Source organism: Shewanella sp. 10N.286.54.B9 (assembly GCF_041468565.1).
Lineage (GTDB): Bacteria > Pseudomonadota > Gammaproteobacteria > Enterobacterales > Shewanellaceae > Shewanella.
Map to the genome: position 1 here is coordinate 149020 of NZ_JBFRIY010000018.1, position 17886 is coordinate 166905.

16 protein-coding genes are annotated in these 17886 nt (G+C 41.3%); 11 read left to right on the top strand and 5 right to left on the bottom strand.

Going from position 1 to position 17886, the window contains the following annotated elements:
• The first annotated feature begins 137 nt into the window (after positions 1-137).
• Together AB4135_RS06910 and AB4135_RS06915 are read left to right on the top strand one after the other, a co-directional pair.
• Positions 138-1910: a DUF885 domain-containing protein gene (locus tag AB4135_RS06910; protein WP_371991478.1), complete on the top strand. Its 1773-nt coding sequence runs from the start codon at positions 138-140 to the stop codon at positions 1908-1910.
• 173 nt (positions 1911-2083) lie between these two features.
• The gene (locus tag AB4135_RS06915) at positions 2084-2764 is read left to right on the top strand and encodes a response regulator transcription factor (protein ID WP_371991480.1); all 681 of its coding nucleotides are present in this window, start codon (positions 2084-2086) and stop codon (positions 2762-2764) included.
• A 61-nt stretch (positions 2765-2825) separates the two neighbouring features.
• Here the strand turns inward: AB4135_RS06915 and ald are convergent, their stop codons facing one another.
• Positions 2826-3941 (bottom strand): alanine dehydrogenase, encoded by a 1116-nt coding sequence (gene ald / locus AB4135_RS06920; RefSeq protein ID WP_371991482.1) that lies wholly within the window; start codon positions 3939-3941, stop codon positions 2826-2828.
• A gap of 180 nt (positions 3942-4121) precedes the next feature.
• On the opposite strand from ald, the gene lrp reads away from it, so the two are divergent.
• From lrp to AB4135_RS06955, 7 genes are all read left to right on the top strand, one after another.
• Complete coding sequence (gene lrp, locus AB4135_RS06925) at positions 4122-4625, top strand: leucine-responsive transcriptional regulator Lrp (protein ID WP_371991484.1); 504 nt, start codon at positions 4122-4124, stop codon at positions 4623-4625.
• Between the two features lie 195 nt (positions 4626-4820).
• Positions 4821-7310, top strand: a complete 2490-nt coding sequence (locus tag AB4135_RS06930) for a DNA translocase FtsK 4TM domain-containing protein (RefSeq protein ID WP_371991486.1) — start codon at positions 4821-4823, stop codon at positions 7308-7310.
• A gap of 85 nt (positions 7311-7395) precedes the next feature.
• Entirely contained in the window at positions 7396-8022 is a 627-nt protein-coding gene (gene lolA / locus AB4135_RS06935) for an outer membrane lipoprotein chaperone LolA (RefSeq protein ID WP_371991488.1), read from the top strand.
• A gap of 9 nt (positions 8023-8031) precedes the next feature.
• Entirely contained in the window at positions 8032-9363 is a 1332-nt protein-coding gene (locus AB4135_RS06940) for a replication-associated recombination protein A (RefSeq protein WP_371991490.1), read from the top strand.
• Entirely contained in the window at positions 9356-9730 is a 375-nt protein-coding gene (gene crcB, locus AB4135_RS06945) for a fluoride efflux transporter CrcB (RefSeq protein ID WP_020912683.1), read from the top strand. The genes AB4135_RS06940 and crcB overlap by 8 nt, the downstream gene beginning before the upstream one ends.
• An 18-nt stretch (positions 9731-9748) precedes the next feature.
• Positions 9749-11035 (top strand): serine--tRNA ligase, encoded by a 1287-nt coding sequence (gene serS, locus AB4135_RS06950; protein WP_371991492.1) that lies wholly within the window; start codon positions 9749-9751, stop codon positions 11033-11035.
• A gap of 259 nt (positions 11036-11294) precedes the next feature.
• Positions 11295-12488, top strand: a complete 1194-nt coding sequence (locus AB4135_RS06955) for an amino acid aminotransferase (RefSeq protein WP_371991494.1) — start codon at positions 11295-11297, stop codon at positions 12486-12488.
• Positions 12489-12528: 40 nt separating this feature from the next.
• On the opposite strand, the gene yvcK is transcribed toward AB4135_RS06955, so the two are convergent.
• Positions 12529-13443: a uridine diphosphate-N-acetylglucosamine-binding protein YvcK gene (gene yvcK, locus AB4135_RS06960; RefSeq protein ID WP_371991495.1), complete on the bottom strand. Its 915-nt coding sequence runs from the start codon at positions 13441-13443 to the stop codon at positions 12529-12531.
• A gap of 156 nt (positions 13444-13599) precedes the next feature.
• Here yvcK and AB4135_RS06965 point away from each other — a divergent pair, with 156 nt between their 5' ends.
• Together AB4135_RS06965 and AB4135_RS06970 are read left to right on the top strand one after the other, a co-directional pair.
• Positions 13600-14427 (top strand): glucosaminidase domain-containing protein, encoded by an 828-nt coding sequence (locus AB4135_RS06965; RefSeq protein WP_371991496.1) that lies wholly within the window; start codon positions 13600-13602, stop codon positions 14425-14427.
• Complete coding sequence (locus AB4135_RS06970) at positions 14405-15028, top strand: DUF2987 domain-containing protein (RefSeq protein WP_371991498.1); 624 nt, start codon at positions 14405-14407, stop codon at positions 15026-15028. Before AB4135_RS06965 ends, AB4135_RS06970 begins: the two co-directional genes overlap by 23 nt.
• Positions 15029-15085: 57 nt before the next feature.
• Here AB4135_RS06970 and ttcA read toward each other — a convergent pair whose 3' ends face one another.
• From ttcA to etrA, 3 genes are all read right to left on the bottom strand, one after another.
• The gene (gene ttcA / locus AB4135_RS06975; protein ID WP_371991500.1) at positions 15086-16024 is read right to left on the bottom strand and encodes a tRNA 2-thiocytidine(32) synthetase TtcA; all 939 of its coding nucleotides are present in this window, start codon (positions 16022-16024) and stop codon (positions 15086-15088) included.
• A 79-nt stretch (positions 16025-16103) separates the two neighbouring features.
• Positions 16104-17036 (bottom strand): universal stress protein UspE, encoded by a 933-nt coding sequence (gene uspE, locus AB4135_RS06980; RefSeq protein ID WP_371991502.1) that lies wholly within the window; start codon positions 17034-17036, stop codon positions 16104-16106.
• 89 nt (positions 17037-17125) lie between these two features.
• A complete protein-coding gene (etrA, locus tag AB4135_RS06985; RefSeq protein WP_371991503.1) occupies positions 17126-17878 on the bottom strand; it encodes an electron transport transcriptional regulator EtrA in 753 nt (250 codons plus the stop codon).
• Positions 17879-17886 lie beyond the last annotated feature (8 nt).

The window sequence follows — 17886 nt, forward strand, 5'->3', positions numbered from 1 at the left end:
CGTATCTACTTATGCATTATGTGTAACGAAAACTTTCAGAAAAGAGTTTGTTAATGTAAAAAAGTTTAGAACATGCTTTACTTACTGCCAATTTATCGCGACACAGATTGCGAGAAACAAAAATTAAGGGAATATTAATGAAAAAAGCCGCGCTTACACTTGCTATCGCATTATCAATTTCAGGCCTGACAGCTTGTCAAAGTCAAACGACATTAGAAGCTAATCCAATTGAGTTAACTGAACAGAGCCTAAGCTTTCAACAGTTTAGCCAACAGTTCATAGATGACTTGTGGGTTGAATCACCGACTTGGGCATTATATAGCGGTTTCCATAAATATGACGGTGTGCTTAAAGTACCTAACGAGCAAGCTAGGCAAGCGAGCTTAAACTTTGTTAACAAGCAGTCTGCTTTACTAGCTAGTTTTGACAAAAATAGCTTACCTGCAGGTTTGCTTACTGATTACCGCCTGATTGAAAACCTTATAGGCGAAATGCGTTGGAACATAGAGACTTTTAAATCATGGCAATGGAATCCTGCTAGCTACAATGTCTCTGGCGGGTTTGCACAGATTATTAATGAAAATTTCGCTCCTCTAGATGAACGTCTACTTTCAGTGCTGTTAAGGATGGAGAATGTACCGGCCTATTATGAGGCCGCTAGAGAAAATATAAGTAACCCGACCCTTGAGCATACTCAGCTTGCCATCATGCAAAATGAAGGCGCTTTTTCAGTATTCAATAATGATTTATTAGACAAAGTTATTGGCTCTAATTTATCAAATGAACAAAAAGCTCAGTTTGTCACGCGTTTCAATAAAGCGACCATAGCTATTAAAGAGCATATAGAATGGCTTAAAGCACTTGAAACCAAGCTTAACAAAGAAGGAGCGCGTAGCTTTAGGATTGGCGAAGAGCTGTACGAACAGAAGTTTGCTTTTGACATCCAAGCTGGAATGAGTGGTAAAGCGTTATATAAAAAAGCGCTACAAGATAAAAATCGCGTCCAAGCAGAGATGACCAAAATCACTGAAAAATTATGGCCAACCTATTTTGATACAGCCATGCCAACCAATAAGAAGGTGGCCATTAAGCAATTGATCGATAAATTGTCTGCCAAGCATGTAAAACGCGATGATTTTGTCGATGAAGTAAGAGCGCAGATCCCCGAGTTAATCGCCTTTGTTAATGAAAAACAATTAGTCACCCTTGACCCAAATAAACCTTTAGTGGTGCGTGAGACTCCCGCATACATGCGAGGTTATGCTGGTGCTTCTATTAGTGCACCAGGTCCTTACGAAAAGTCAGGAAATACATACTATAACGTTACTCCGTTAGACGGAATGAGTGCAGAATCAGCTGAAAGTTACTTAAGAGAATATAACCATTGGATTTTGCAAGTTCTCAATATCCATGAAGCGATACCTGGCCATTACACGCAATTAGTTTACTCAAATGAATCTCCGAGTTTAATTAAAAGCCTATTTGGTAATGGTGCAATGGTCGAAGGTTGGGCGGTGTACACCGAGCGGATGATGTTAGAGGAAGGCTATGGCGATTTTGAACCAGAAATGTGGTTAATGTATTACAAATGGAATTTACGAGTGATATGTAACACAATTCTTGACTATAGCATTCAGGTCAAAGGGATGACTGAAGATGAAGCACTAGACTTGATGATGAATGAAGCATTCCAACAGCAAGCAGAAGCCCAAGGCAAGTGGCGTAGAGCAACACTAAGCCAAGTACAATTAACAAGTTACTATTCTGGCTATCGTGAAATATACGATTTCAGAGAAGAGTATAAAGTGTTAAAAGGGGATAAATTTGACCTCAAGGCTTTCCATGAAGAGTTTTTGAGTTACGGTAGCGCACCAGTCAAATATATTAGGGAACTGATGCTCGCAAAGTAGTTTTCTACTAAAATCTTGTACATGTTTTAACGTAAAGCCAGGAACCTAAGGTTGCTGGCTTTTTTATACTTAAACAATTGTATTAATGTGAAGTAAGCCAAGAATTTGTTGTAGCTTATTTATGTGAGTTGATGTAATCTTAATGATAATGGTTCGTATTTAGATTTTGATAAATGAAAAATGTACTCGTAGTGGATGATGATCTTGTTATACAAAGCTTATTAAAGAGTTGTTTAGAAGCTGAGGGCTACGCTGTTTCGCTAGCCTCTAATGGCAATGAAGCTCTGGCTAAGTTGAAGCTGTCTTCGATGGATATCATTATCTTAGATATCAATATGCCGTCGTTAGATGGCATAGAGGTGCTTAAACTTCGCCAAGATAAAACGCCGGTTATTGTTATTTCATCGTTAGATACTGAACAAGATCGAGTCAATGTCTTCGAGCTAGGTGCTGATGATTTCCTGAGTAAGCCATTTAGCCAACGAGAGTTGTTGGTTAGAATAAATGCAATAAAGCGCAGAATTGCTTTAGTGAGAAATGAGCACTATCTCAATGACGATCTAGCAATGGATGTATTATTTGATGACAGTAACTACAGTGTATCAATATCCGCAAAAGAAGTTTGTTTTACTCAAACCGAGTTTAAATTATTTAAGTATCTATTTGAACGTAAGGGAAATGTTGTTGCAAAAGATGAATTACAACTTAGGGTATTACAAAAGGAATTAGGTCAGTTTGACCGAAATCTAGATATGCACATTAGTAATACTCGTAGAAAACTTGCTGCGACCCAGTTACCAAAATCTCTAATTAATACAGTAAGAGGTAAAGGATACAGTTTTGCAGAGCAGTAATTAGGCTATGATCAAAAAAGGGAGCAACTAGCTCCCTTTTTTAATTTCTAATCTTGATTGACTACTTAAGTAAGATAGTCGGTTCTACAAACTCAAGATTGAGTGCTTCGGCAACTTCAGCGCAAGTGATCTTACCGTGCATAACGTTCAAGCCGTTTAACAGGTGCTTATCTTGCAGCAACGCTTCGCGGTAACCAAGTTGTGCCAACTTAATAATGTAAGGCAAAGTTGCATTGTTCAACGCAAATGTAGAAGTACGAGCCACTGCGCCAGGCATGTTCGCCACACAGTAATGAACTACTTCATCGACGATATACGTAGGGTCTTGATGTGTAGTGGCATGTGACGTTTCAATACAGCCACCTTGGTCGATAGCTACGTCAACAATTGCAGAACCAGGCTTCATTGCAGCAATATGTTCCTTGGTAACCAGCTTAGGTGCAGCTGCACCTGGAACCAATACGCCACCAATGACAAGATCTGCTTCAAGCACGTGCTTTTCAATTGCATCAGCAGTTGAGTAGATTGCTTTAACTTTATTATCGAATTGTGCATTAAGGCGACGAAGCGCATCAATACTACGATCTAGGATGACAACGTCTGCACCAAGACCAACGGCCATTTGCGCAGCGTTTGTGCCTACCATTCCGCCGCCAATAATAACGACTTTAGCTGGCTCAACACCCGGAACGCCACCAAGCAACATACCGCGTCCGCCCATCGACTTCTCAAGTGCCATAGCACCTGCTTGAATTGACATACGGCCAGCAACTTCTGACATTGGCGCAAGCAGCGGTAGCGTACCGCGGTCATCGGTAACTGTTTCATAAGCAATACAAACAGAACCACTTTTAACAAGATCTTCGGTTTGTGGTAGATCTGGCGCTAAATGTAGGTAGGTAAATAGAAGTTGGTCTTCTCGTAACATCGCACGTTCTACAGCTTGAGGCTCTTTCACTTTTACAATCATTTCTGATTGAGCAAAAACTTCAGCAGCAGTAGCTAGGATTTTAGCACCTACATTAACGTAATCTTCGTCTGAAAAACCAATGCCAGAGCCAGCACTTGTTTCAATAAAAACCTCATGACCACGTAGAGTCAATTCACGAACACTAGAAGGTACCATGCCTACACGATATTCGTGGTTTTTGATTTCTTTTGGAACACCAATAATCATCTTATAGCCTCAATTTCGCATAAAAACCCATTTTCTATGGGTGTAATTGTTATTTTAAATTGCCTGAACGTGAATGTTTCAGGGAAATCTAGTATAGTATTCCTTCGGTAGTTTATGCTGCTGAAGTTTATCTAAACACAGTGATTAATTTGGTTATAGATGCAATTCAAGGTTAAAAATATGGTTAATAATAAAAAGAGTCCTATAAAAGACTTAGATCGTATAGATCGAAATATACTCAACGAGTTACAAATTGATGGACGGATTTCAAATGTCGAGCTATCAAAGCGTGTAGGGCTGAGTCCCACTCCTTGTTTGGAAAGAGTTAAAAGACTTGAAAAACAAGGGTATATCAAAGGATATACAGCATTAGTTAATCCCCATTATTTGGGTGCATCTCTACTTGTGTTTGTTGAAATTACGCTAAATCGAGATACAGCAGAAGTATTTGATAAGTTCAATAATGCTGTGCAACTACTTGATGATATACAAGAATGTCATTTAGTCTCAGGCGATTTTGACTACTTATTGAAGACGCGTGTTTCTGATATGTCTGCTTATAGACGTTTATTAGGAGAAACATTACTTAAACTGCCTTCAGTCTCTGATACACGCACATATGTGGTGATGGAAGAGGTCAAGCAGACAAATCGTGTAGCTATTAATATAATCTCCGATATGTAGTTTCGTTGTTTTATCGAACAGGAAGGGGGTCAGTCGACCCTCTTTTTTTTATACAAAATACAATTGATACAAAGTGATGCAAAATTATTAAACTGCATAACTATGCAGTTTGCCGATGTCGTTCCAAACGCTGCAAAATAAACTCATTTCTGGTATCTTACTGACATTATCGTCTTTTTTATTGTAGGTTTGCGATTGTCTAAGGCAAATAGTGTAAAAACCCTTTCCGGCGTCCAACGACTATTAGAAGGTAGTCTGATCATCTGTTGCATGATTGCAACTTACATCCTTATTGCATTAAGTAGTTTTAGTGCATCCGATCCTGGCTGGAGCCAATCAAACTTCGATGGTGACATCAAGAATCTTACGGGGGCCGTTGGTGCATGGTTGGCTGATGTACTGTTTTATATATTCGGTTATACCGCCTACATTATCCCCGTTATCATTGCTTTAACCGGTTGGTTGCTATTTAAACGAACACACAAGCTATTAGAAATTGATTACTTCTCGGTTGGATTAAGGCTTATTGGTTTTCTACTGATTGTTTTCAGCTTAGCGGCTCTTGGCAGTATGAATGCCAATGGGTTATATGAATTTTCGGCAGGTGGGGTTGCTGGTGACGTTATAGGCCAAGCTATGCTGCCGTACTTCAATCAACTAGGAACAACACTACTTTTATTATGTTTTGTCGGTGCTGGATTTACGCTGCTTACCGGTATTAGTTGGCTAACAGTTATTGATATGACCGGTTTTGCTACCTTATGGTGTCTAAAAGCACTACGCGACCTACCGGCTAAACTAACGCCTGATAAGGAGGAGACGGAAGATACTCGCGGTTTCTTATCTGTAGTAGAACGTTTTAGAGAAAAGCGCAGTCGTGAGCAGGCGGAAGAAGAGTATCAAGATCATGAAGAGCATCTTGAAGTTGTTAACGAACAAATCGAAGCCAACACTGCTTCTCGTATAGAGCCCCAACTAACCCAGTCGGAACCGTTAAAAGAACCTACTATACAGGCGCCCTGGGTTAATGAGGATAAAGAGGAGCTCGAAACCATCGATTTTGATTCAAAAGAATCAACCGGCGCTGTTAATGCGAGTAAACGCATTAAAGATGATAAGGCCAAAATTGTAGATGGAATTGTCATTCTCCCAGGGCAAGATGAACAAACGCTATCAGCGCCTATGGAACCTTTACCGAGTATCTCGTTACTCGATGTCCCCAACCGCCAAAGTAATCCAATAAGCCAAGAAGAGTTAGATCAAGTAGGAAAGCTTGTAGAGGTAAAGCTTGCCGATTTTAATATTACCGCCAAGGTGGTAGGCGTGTTTCCAGGACCTGTCATTACCCGCTTTGAGTTAGAGTTAGCGCCAGGTGTTAAAGCGTCAAAAATTACCAATTTGTCGAAAGACTTAGCACGCTCGTTACTTGCTGAAAATGTGCGGGTTGTAGAAGTGATCCCCGGAAAAGCCTATGTCGGGTTGGAGTTACCAAATAAATTCCGTGAAACAGTATTTATGCGTGATGTACTCGACTGCAAAGAATTTAGGGATAACCCATCACATTTAAGTATGGTGTTGGGCGCGGATATTGGCGGTAAACCTGTCATTGTCGATTTGGGCAAGATGCCTCACCTTTTAGTCGCGGGTACAACAGGTTCTGGTAAGTCAGTTGGGGTGAACGTAATGATCACCAGCCTGCTGTATAAATCGGGGCCGGACGATGTACGCTTTATCATGATAGATCCAAAGATGTTGGAGCTATCAGTCTACGAAGGGATCCCACACCTATTATGTGAAGTTGTTACTGATATGAAAGAAGCTGCCAACTCACTACGATGGTGTGTTGGCGAGATGGAACGTCGTTATAAGTTGATGTCAGCACTGGGTGTTCGTAACCTTAAGGGTTATAACGCTAAAATCAAGCAAGCTAAGGAGTCCGGAGAGCCTATCTATGATCCACTTTGGAAATCATCTGACAGCATGGAGCCTGAAGCCCCAGAGCTAGATAAGCTACCTTCGATAGTGGTAGTGGTTGATGAATTTGCTGACATGATGATGATAGTTGGTAAAAAAGTTGAAGAGTTGATTGCACGAATCGCTCAAAAAGCCCGTGCAGCAGGCATACATTTGATACTTGCAACTCAAAGGCCATCTGTCGATGTTATTACAGGTTTGATTAAAGCTAATATTCCAACTCGTATGGCCTTCCAAGTATCCTCTCGAATTGATTCTCGAACGATTCTAGACCAGCAGGGTGCAGAGACATTATTGGGTATGGGCGATATGCTTTACCTACCACCAGGTACCAGTGTACCGAGTCGCGTTCATGGGGCGTTTATTGACGATCATGAGGTTCATAAAGTCGTAGCCGACTGGCACGCGCGTGGAAAGCCTCAATATATAGAAGATATTCTTCAAGGGTCTGCAGAGGGTGAACAAGTCTTACTTCCAGGCGAAGCAAGTGAAGCCGATGAAGATACAGATGCGCTTTATGACGAAGCTGTTGCATTTGTAACTCAAACGCGTAGGGGTTCTATTTCAAGTGTACAGCGTAAATTTAAAATTGGTTATAATCGCGCCGCTAGAATTATTGAACAGATGGAACTCCAAGGCGTAGTGAGTGCCCAAGGTCATAACGGCAATCGAGAAGTCTTAGCACCCCCACCACCTAAGGTCTTCGATTAACGCTTTTTGTATTAAGGCTATCGTGGTGGAACAAATTAAAAAGTTAAAAACAGTGTTGGTCAAAGACCAACTCGGAGAACTAGATATGAACAAATTGATCGCTTTTGCGATGGCAAGCATCCCACTTTTTGCTCCTTTTTCGGCTCATGCAGATGCATCAGAGTTACTAAAAGTTAAGCTTGCAGAAATAGACAACCTAAAAGCTAATTTCAGCCAGACTGTCACAGATATAAATAAAAAGGTCATTCAAACTGGCGAAGGTGTTTTTGCTCTTGCTCAGCCGAACCAGTTCTACTGGCATTTAACTGCACCTGATGAATCTTTGATTGTTGCCGATGGCACAGACGTTTGGATCTATAATCCATTCAATGAAGAGGTGTCTGTGATGGATGTTAATCAAGCTATAAGTGCATCACCCATTGCATTACTTGTGCACGATGATGTTCAAACTTGGTCACAATACAAAGTGACCAATAGTGATCAGTGTTTTGCTATCAGTCCTATTGATAAAGATGCTGGCGTCTCTGAAGTTGAAGTTTGTTTTAATGAAACAACATTAACTGAGATGATCTTAAAAGATCAGCAGGGTAATACTAGTAATTTTTCACTTTCTGAACAGAGCAAAATTGCTGAAAATGAAAGGGATTTGTTTAAATTTGTCGTACCTGAAAACGTTGATATTGATGATCAACGTTTAAAGTCACCTAATTAAGAGTATGTCGTGAGCAGCTTTAGTTTTGATTTCGCTCCTGATTTTAGGCCGCTTGCGGCAAGAATGCGCCCAGAAACTTTATCGCAATATATCGGGCAACAACATTTACTGGGAGAAGGGCAGCCATTAAGGCAAGCATTAGAGGCTGGCAGAGCCCATTCTATGATGTTCTGGGGCCCGCCGGGGACAGGGAAAACCACACTAGCAGAACTGGTAGCCAGTTACGCCAATGCCCATGTCGAGCGGATTTCAGCGGTGACATCAGGGGTGAAAGAGATCCGCAGTGCCATTGAACACGCAAAAAGCGTGGCTCAATCAAGAGGGCAGCGAACGTTACTTTTTGTCGATGAGGTACATCGATTTAATAAGAGTCAACAAGATGCTTTTTTACCATTTATTGAAGATGGCACCGTTATTTTTATCGGTGCAACCACTGAAAACCCTTCATTCGAAATAAACAATGCTTTGTTATCTCGTGCGCGAGTTTATCTGATTAAACAGCTCACTATTGAAGAGATCTGTCTGATAGCTCAGCAAGCTTTGCTGGATGAAGAGCGTGGCTTAGGCAAACGTAAGCTGATTTTGCCACCAGATGTAGCTTTAAAATTAGCAAAAGTTTGTGATGGTGATGCGCGCAAGGCGCTTAACCTTATTGAACTTATCAGTGACATGCTCAAGGATGGTGACGTTTTTACCGAAGAGATGATTATTCAGGTTGCCGGGCAGCAGCTTGCAGGCTTCGATAAAAATGGCGATCAATATTACGATTTAATTTCTGCAGTACACAAGTCAATACGGGGTTCCGACCCTGATGCAGCGCTTTATTGGTATTGTCGAATGCTTGAAGGTGGCTGTGATCCTCTTTATATTGCAAGACGCTTGTTAGCGATTGCGTCTGAAGATATTGGTAATGCAGACCCAAATGCGATGACCGTTGCAGTGAATGCTTGGGAATGTTTTCACCGCGTAGGCCCATCGGAAGGTGAGCGAGCTATTGCACAAGCCGTTCTATATTTAGCCAGTGCACCTAAGAGTAATGCTGTTTACACTGCCTTTAAGGCAGCGCGTCAATTAGCAAGAGAAACTTCAAATGAAAGTGTGCCTGAGCATTTACGCAATGCACCAACTAAACTGATGCAAGACATTGGTTATGGTGAAGGTTATCGCTACGCTCACGATGAACCCAATGCCTATGCTGATGGTGAAGTCTATTTGCCAAAATCTATCGCTGGAAATCAATTTTACTTCCCAACAGAACGTGGGTTTGAAAAACGTATAAAAGAGAAACTTGCAAATTTAGCTGAGCTAAATCTTAAAAGTAAGGTCAAAAGATATGAATAATGTCCTTTTTGTTGCGCTGGGTGGATCTATCGGTGCAGTTTTACGCTATCTTATCTCAATATTGATGCTTCAGGTATTTGGTAGTGGTTTCCCTTTTGGTACACTAATGGTCAATATTTTGGGTTCATTCTTAATGGGCGTGGTTTACGCTCTTGGACAAGTCAGTGAAGTGAGCCCAGAAATAAAAGCATTTATTGGTGTGGGCATGTTAGGTGCTCTTACCACGTTTTCTACTTTTTCCAATGAGTCTTTGCTGTTGATGCAGGAAGGTTATTTGGTCAAAGCGATTTTGAATGTTGTTGTCAATGTCGGCGTATGCATATTCGTCGTCTACTTAGGACAGCAATTGGTATTTTCTCGTTATTAACTATTAAGATAATAAGACATGTTAGATCCAAAATTTTTGCGTAATGAATTAGAAGTAACCGCTGAACGTCTAGCCACTCGTGGTTTTATTTTAGATGTCGATCGTTTAGGCAAGTTAGAAGAAAAGCGCAAGTCGCTGCAAGTTAGTACTGAAGAGTTACAAGCTTCCCGTAATGCTATTTCTAAATCTATCGGTCAAGCAAAAGCTAAAGGTGAAGATGTTGCACCGATAATGGCAAAGGTTGGCACCTTAGGTGCCGAACTCGATGCAAAAAAAGTTGAGTTGGCAGCACTTTTAGAAGAACTGAATGCCATAGCAATGAGTGTACCAAATTTGCCTGATGAATCAGCACCTATCGGTGCAGATGAGTCTGAGAATGTTGAGATTCGTCGCTGGGGTACACCTAAAGAATTTAACTTTGAAGTTAAAGACCACGTTGAACTTGGCGAAACACTAGGTGGACTTGACTTTAAAAACGCAGTAAAACTTACTGGTTCTCGGTTTATCATAATGAAAGGTCAAATAGCACGCATGCACCGTGCTTTAGCACAGTTTATGCTAGACCTACATACCACAGAGCACGGTTACACTGAAGCTTACGTGCCACTGTTGGTGAATGAAGACAGTTTGTTAGGTACCGGTCAGCTGCCAAAGTTTGGTGAAGATTTATTCCATACCAAACCAGCGACGGAAGAAGGGCAAGGTTTAAGCTTGATCCCAACGGCTGAAGTGCCACTGACTAATATCGCTCGTGATTCAATTATTGATGAAGATGACTTGCCAGTCATGATGACAGCACACACGCCATGTTTCCGTAGTGAAGCTGGCTCTTATGGCCGTGATACTCGTGGTCTTATTCGTCAACACCAGTTTGATAAGGTAGAACTCGTACAGCTAGTTAAGCCTGAAGATTCTATGCAAGCACTTGAAGCGTTAACAGGTCATGCTGAAACTGTGTTGCAGAAGTTGGGCTTACCGTATCGTACAGTTGTACTGTGTACCGGTGATATGGGCTTTGGAGCTGCTAAAACGTTTGATATTGAAGTATGGCTTCCAGCACAAGATACATTCAGAGAGATCTCATCATGCAGTAACATGCAGGACTTTCAATCGCGACGTATGCAAGCTAGATTTAAAGCTAAGTCAGCTAAGAAGCCAAGCTTACTTCATACGTTGAATGGTTCTGGCTTAGCAGTCGGACGTACTTTGGTCGCCGTGCTAGAAAACTATCAAAATGAAGACGGTTCTATCACTGTCCCTGAAGTATTACGTGCTTATATGGGTGGCTTAGAAAAGATCGGCTAAGCAGCTAGTTATATTAAAAGCCTCTACTTATGTAGAGGCTTTTTTTTATCTGAGATTTGTTAGTGAAAGCCATTATTAAATACTAGATTTACTGAGGCTTGTATTGAATTTTGTTTATATTTTTCGCAGCAAAATTAGATAATGTAAGTTAGATCAACAATATTCGCTTTTAGTCAATAAAACTCACTTTCTACATCGCTGCTTCAGTGGTATAACTACAGCCGAACCCCCTACAAAAACTCTATTTAGGAAAGCAGTCATGATATTTTCCCAGGTTGAACTTGCCCCAGCCGATCCAATTCTAGGCCTTACAGATGCATTTAAAGCCGATACTCGTGAGGGTAAAGTCAATTTAGGCGTTGGGATCTATAAAGATGAATCTGGAAAAACTCCTATTCTAAAAGCGGTAAAACTAGCAGAAGAAAAGCTACTTGCAACGGAAAAAAGCAAAAGCTATTTAGGTATGGAAGGTGTCGAAGCTTATAACCGTGCAGTACAAACATTACTGTTTGGAGCGGATCATACCGTAGTTAACAATGCTCGTGCGTTAACAGCACAAGCGCCAGGCGGAACAGGCTCACTGCGCGTAGCCGCAGAGTTTTTAGTTCGCCATACTCAGGCTGATACTATTTGGGTTAGTAACCCGACATGGGCTAACCACCATAATATTTTCAATACAGCAGGCTTAAAAACTCAGTCTTACGGCTATTATAAAGCCGAGACTCATGGTCTAGACTTTGATGCAATGCTAACCGACCTTGAAGGTGCTAAAGAGGGCGACCTGGTGTTATTGCATGGCTGCTGTCATAACCCAACAGGCATTGATTTAAACAAGGAACAATGGCAACAGATAGCCGAACTGTGTTTAAACAAATCATTGGTTCCACTATTCGATTTTGCTTATCAGGGTTTTGGTGCTGGTGTCGAGGAAGATGCTGAAGGCCTGCGTATTGTCGCTAGTATTGTTCCAGAGTTAATCGTTGCTAATTCATTCTCTAAAAACTTCGGGCTTTATAATGAGCGTATAGGCGCTATTACTGTCGTAGCAGGTAATGATGCAGAAGCAGTGAATGCGTTTAGCCAGATAAAGAGTACCATTCGTGCTTCATACTCAAACCCGCCGGCACATGGCGCGCTAATCGTAAGCACGATTTTAGAAGATGATGCGTTAAGACTGATGTGGCAGCAAGAGTTGCAAGAGATGAGAGAGCGTATCGCAGAGATGCGGGCTTTATTTGTTCAATCTTTAAAAGACAGTGGCGTAAATCAAGATTTTGATTTTATCTCTACTCAAAATGGAATGTTTAGTTTCTCTGGATTAAACAAAGATCAAGTATCACGATTGAAAAATGAGTTTGGGGTTTATATTGTCGGCTCCGGGCGAATTAGTGTCGCTGGGATGACAAAAACCAATATGCCTATCATCTGTAAGGCAATTGCAGCTGTTCTATAAAGCATTTTGGCTGTAAAAAAGGACCCTAAGGGTCCTTTTTTTATGCGTCTTCTAGCTGTGTCAGTTTGTCAGGGATCATTTCAGCCAATGCGGTAGCTAAGGCTCTTTTGTCATGTAAACCACGGTGGTGGCTACTTCTTAACGGGTAGTAGCTGATATAACCGTCTTGTGATGGTGTATCCGCATGGCGCAATACTTTATCGATTATCTTTAGGCCCAACACTTGATGACACCAGTCAAGTTTTTGCGCTAAACCACAGTTAGCTATCGGTGACGGCTCTTCAGTTAGATTATCGATTAATATCACTTCAGCATTTGACTCAGCCAGAGCCTTGGCTATTTTAGGTAGCAGCAAAGGCGGCATAATGCTGGTTAAAAAACTACCGGGCCCGAGAATGATAATGTCAGCTTCCCTTATTGCTTCACAAGCTTCGCAGGTTGCTTGAACTAAAGGGTCAAGCGATAGAGCAATCGGGGTATCTTGCATTTTATCGACATTAATCTCGCCAAAGACACTGCGTCCACACGCTTCCATGGCGACAAGATGAGTCGGCTCCTCTGACATCGGGATTAAACGAGTTTCAATATTTAAAAACTGGCGGACTAAATTGATTGCTTCAAGCGGTCTAACGCAAAGCTCATCTAATGCAGTTAGCATCAAATTACCTAGATTATGGCCATTGAGCTCGCTTTCACCATTAAAGCGGTATTCAAACATCAGTGAGCCAACTGATGGCTTTTTAGATAGCTGAGTTAGGCAGTTACGTAGATCACCCCACGCGATGCAGTCTTTTTCCGCGCGCAGTCTTCCCGTAGAACCGCCGTTATCCGTAGTAGCGACAATCCCTGTTAATTTCGGGCCTAAAAATGACAATGTTGAGAGAACGCGACCTAAACCATGTCCGCCACCAATGGCGACAACATGTTGATATTGATTAAGTGCATTGTTCTTCATAAGGGTCTCCTTCCTGAATACCCAGGTATTTTATTTCTTATCGACATTATAACGACTTAAACAGAATTTTACGCGATGAAATCTGATTCTAGCTGTCATATAATACAAAATTAGACATTTTGGCAAAATATATTTTGTATATTAAGAGGATGCGCAGTGAAGACAGGTAAAGTGGGTTTGTTTACCATCGCTTTTGGCGTTGTTATAGGTGGTTTTTTACTTGTTAGGCTGACACTGATCCCTGCACAAGAAAGTGAAAATGCTAGATTAGGTAAAGCGATTAAAAACTCAGCGGTAGAGAGCAAGGTGCCAAATTTTAGTGAAATAAAAGACATTAAAGCAAAGAAGAATGCTTTTTTTGATTTTTTACGCCCATCCGTTAAACACCAGAATGCGGTTATCGAGGCTGAACGCGAGTTTCTACTTGGTATAAAGTCACAGATAGAAAGTGATAAACATCTGACTGATGCCGACGAATTCCGTTTACAACAAATTGCTGAAAAGTATCAATACACCTCAAGGCGTATTAATAGTAACACCATTGATAAATTACTGGTTCGAGTTGATGTCGTCCCTGAGCAGATGGTCTTAATTCAAGCTGCAAATGAGACGGGTTGGGGCAGTTCACGTTTTGCTAGAGAGGGGCTTAATTTCTTCGGTCAGTGGTGCTTTAGAAAAGGTTGTGGATTGGTGCCACAATCACGTACAACTGGACTATCACATGAAGTCGCCGTGTTCAAAACTGTTGAAGATTCAGTCGCTTCTTATATGCGCAACCTAAACTCAAACGCTGCTTATTCTGTGTTTAGGTCAATTCGAGCAGACATGCGCGCCGATAACCAAGTGCCTACTGCTGAAAAACTAGTTTATGGCTTAGTTAATTATTCAGAAAGACAAGAAGCTTATATCGATGAGTTGCTTGAAATGTTACGTCAAAATCAACCATATTTAGTGGAAAAAAATGAAAAAACACCTGCTGCTTAGCCTTATGTTCCTGAGTTGTTCTGCGGTACACGCTGAACCGATTTCACTAGAGTATCAAGGCTTCTACCAACGCTTAAAACAAGTTAACAAAGGTAATTACCAACTCGTTGAAGTCGCTTTTTCTGTTTCTAAAAAAAATGACTGCAAAGTGATTGATGGCTCGATCACTACAGAGAAAGAGTCATACCCGCTCACCATAACCCAAGATCAAAGAATATTTTTACCTTACGATGTGAAGTTAAAATCTGATCGGGCTTTAGTCAACCTTAATGTAGATGGCGATGCCAATTCTTGTGCTATTGCGATGCAGGTAAGAGCCAAAACCACGAAGATGGCTTATGACAGAACGGAGTTATTGCAAATACAGACTGAGATGGATGCTCTATTAAACCAGATGCAGGGGTTTCCTATGCGGTACTTCGCATCAGACATCGCGGGCCTTAACCTAGAGTTCGATACTGATGTTGTCATCACTTTAGATGGCAAACAGATACCGGTAAAAGGTACTTATCGGCTAGCAAGGAATGTCATTGAACAGTTACAGTCTATTGAGTTTACTCAGGCACCTAAGGTTATTAGCCCCTGGACAGCGAATGAGTAACTGATGCAGTAACAAAAAGCCCTCTTCATAGAGGGCTTTTTCATGGATAAAATGTGCTTAGCTGTTCGGGCTATAAGTACTGACTACATCGATACGGGCAGCTTTATCCAAATCGATATGGCCATTGTTAGCGATATCGACGAAGTCAAAAGCGGGTAGGTCGGACTCAGCCACATCGCCTTTTAAAGGCGCATCAGCATTACGTTCTAATGCTAAGAAATCAAATTTTTCTCTATCAACACCTTGCGATGGAGCTGTATTTTGCATGGCTGTAAATATAGTTTCAATACGGCCAGGAAAATCGCGGTCCCACTGGATTAACATCTCTTTTACTGCAGCCCGCTTGAGGTTTTCCTGCGAGCCACAAAGATTACAAGGGATAATTGGGAACTGCTTTAATTGGGCATATTCTGCAATATCTTTCTCTCGACTGTAGGCAAGAGGGCGGATCACCATGTTGGCGCCATCGTCAGACAGTAGCTTTGGCGGCATTGCTTTCATTTTACCAGCAAAGAACATGTTCAAAAATAGGGTTTCGATGATGTCGTCTCTATGGTGGCCAAGGGCAATTTTAGTCGCACCAATTTTTTGAGCAAAACCATAAAGAGTGCCACGGCGTAGGCGTGAGCATAACGAGCAAGTCGTTTTACCTTCAGGGATTTTGTCTTTTACGATCGAGTAAGTATCTTTTTCTAAGATATGATAAGCCACGCCGAGCGTATCCAGGTAAGCAGGTAAGATCTCTTCAGGAAAGCCTGGTTGTTTTTGGTCGAGATTAACGGCCACTATCTCAAACTTAATTGGAGCACGTTGCTGAAGGTTAACCAGAATGTCGAGCATAGCGTAACTATCTTTACCACCGGATAAGCAGCACATGACACGATCGCCTTCTTCGATCATGTTGTAATCGGCTATTGCTTTGCCAACTTCAGAGCGCAAACGCTTCTGCAGTTTATTGCTTCGAGTGATCTGTTCTGGTGTTAATTCTTCGGACATAAAAAAACGCGCCTAGTACACAAATGTTCAGGGCGCGTATTATTCCAGCTAATCAGCTCTGGGTAAAGTCTATTAGCGGTTATGATTCATCAAGCGGTGATTTATAGCCGTCTGGTTTAACAGCGAGTAGATCACAGTTGATGCTGTCGATCACATGTTCAGCTGTATTGCCGATTAACGCCGCTGAAATTCCTGTTCTACCTACAGTACCTAATATAACCAGTTCCGCGTCGAGTTTTTCAGCCAGTTCTGGAATAACATCTTCAGGCAAACCTTCTCTTACGTGACAGAAGTCTGAAGAAATATCATAGGCATTGGCAAGGTAGGTAATACGTTCTTCATGCTGGTTACGAATTGTTTCACTGTAAGAATGTGAATCAAAGTCTGGCAGTTCGATTGCTAGGTTAACTGGAGTGCCAGGGTAGCCATTTACAAGATGGACCTGGGCGTCAAATTGTTTAGCTAGCTTCTTAGCATGGTTAATTATTTTAACGTTAAGAGATTGATTGGTTTCATCTTCAGAGCTTACATTAATCGCACAGACTATTTTTCCGGCAACGGGCCAGTCATGGTCTTTGACCAGCAATACAGGTACTGGTGCTTTTCTTAAAAGGTGCCAATCGGTAGGCGTGAATATCACTGATTTGAGTTTATCGTGTTCATGAGTTCCTTTAACGATAACATCATATTGGCCACTAATAGCGTGCTTGATGATGCTCTCGAAAGGTCGATTGTGCCAGACAACTTCAGTTTCAATTGCAACGTTATCAGTCTTAAACGGTTCAACTATGTCGTCTAACCAAGCTTTACGCTGGGCTACCACGCCTTCGCGCATGGCTTCACGCTCTTGGCCTGACAAGATTGAAGTCATTTCATAAGAGAAATCGAAGATAGATAAAAAGACGGTAATACTCGCATTGTTTGCAGAAGCGAGCTTAACAGCACGTGCTAATGCGGCTTGTTTATCTGTGGTTGGGTCAACCACAACAAGGAGTTTTTGATAGTCCATCATAACTTTATCCTTATCTAATGTTGTATTACCATCTTGCGCCAAATTGATGGATATTCATTGTTTTAGATCAATTGAATTGTCGATATTCATTATCGAGCGATATTACTGTTTCCTGCTAAATTACTCAAAGCATCTATGTCGAGAATGGTAATGTATTTACCTTTAACTTCAATCAGTTCGGCTTTCTGGAAGCGACCTAATAAACGACTAATAGTTTCAACGGTAAGGCCGAGGTAATTGCCGATATCACCACGCGTCATGGTCAAACGAAATTCTCTTGGTGAAAATCCTCGGCTGCCAAAACGCTTTGCAAGATTGCTAATAAATGCCGCCAATCTCTCTTCAGCATTTTTCTTACTTAATAGCAAAATCATTTCTTGATCGCTTTGGATCTCGTTACTCATCAAGCGCATCACTTGTTGTCTTAGTTTTGGCATTTTGCCAGTAAGATCATCAAGTGTTGTGTAGGGGATTTCGCAAACCATAGACGTTTCTAAAGCTTGTGCAAAGCTTTGATGGAATTGTGAATGAATTCCGTCAAATCCTATTACATCACCAGCTAAATGAAAACCAGTAATTTGCTCATCGCCTTGTTCAGTGATGGTATAGCTTTTGATAGTGCCAGAGCGGATGGCAAAAAGGGATTTAAGCTGGTCACCAGACTTAAAAATTGCCTCGCCTTTTTGAATAGGTTTTTTACGTTCAATTATTTCGTCTAATTGATCTAATTCATTAGCATTCAGCGTGAAAGGGATACACAAGGTACCCATGCTGCAATCATGACAATGAATCGCACAGCCTGATGCCATTTGACGACGATTTTTGTTGTTATCTACGCTCATTATCTATC

Bases quoted from the DNA above. Each gene is read 5' to 3' on its own strand.
- AB4135_RS06910 (WP_371991478.1), top strand. From the start codon at position 138: ATGAAAAAAGCCGCGCTTACACTTGCTATCGCATTATCAATTTCAGGC.
- AB4135_RS06915 (WP_371991480.1), top strand. From the start codon at position 2,084: ATGAAAAATGTACTCGTAGTGGATGATGATCTTGTTATACAAAGCTTA.
- ald (WP_371991482.1), bottom strand. From the start codon at position 3,941: ATGATTATTGGTGTTCCAAAAGAAATCAAAAACCACGAATATCGTGTA.
- lrp (WP_371991484.1), top strand. From the start codon at position 4,122: ATGGTTAATAATAAAAAGAGTCCTATAAAAGACTTAGATCGTATAGAT.
- lolA (WP_371991488.1), top strand. From the start codon at position 7,396: ATGAACAAATTGATCGCTTTTGCGATGGCAAGCATCCCACTTTTTGCT.
- crcB (WP_020912683.1), top strand. From the start codon at position 9,356: ATGAATAATGTCCTTTTTGTTGCGCTGGGTGGATCTATCGGTGCAGTT.
- serS (WP_371991492.1), top strand. From the start codon at position 9,749: ATGTTAGATCCAAAATTTTTGCGTAATGAATTAGAAGTAACCGCTGAA.
- AB4135_RS06955 (WP_371991494.1), top strand. From the start codon at position 11,295: ATGATATTTTCCCAGGTTGAACTTGCCCCAGCCGATCCAATTCTAGGC.
- yvcK (WP_371991495.1), bottom strand. From the start codon at position 13,443: ATGAAGAACAATGCACTTAATCAATATCAACATGTTGTCGCCATTGGT.
- AB4135_RS06970 (WP_371991498.1), top strand. From the start codon at position 14,405: ATGAAAAAACACCTGCTGCTTAGCCTTATGTTCCTGAGTTGTTCTGCG.
- ttcA (WP_371991500.1), bottom strand. From the start codon at position 16,024: ATGTCCGAAGAATTAACACCAGAACAGATCACTCGAAGCAATAAACTG.
- uspE (WP_371991502.1), bottom strand. From the start codon at position 17,036: ATGATGGACTATCAAAAACTCCTTGTTGTGGTTGACCCAACCACAGAT.
- etrA (WP_371991503.1), bottom strand. From the start codon at position 17,878: ATGAGCGTAGATAACAACAAAAATCGTCGTCAAATGGCATCAGGCTGT.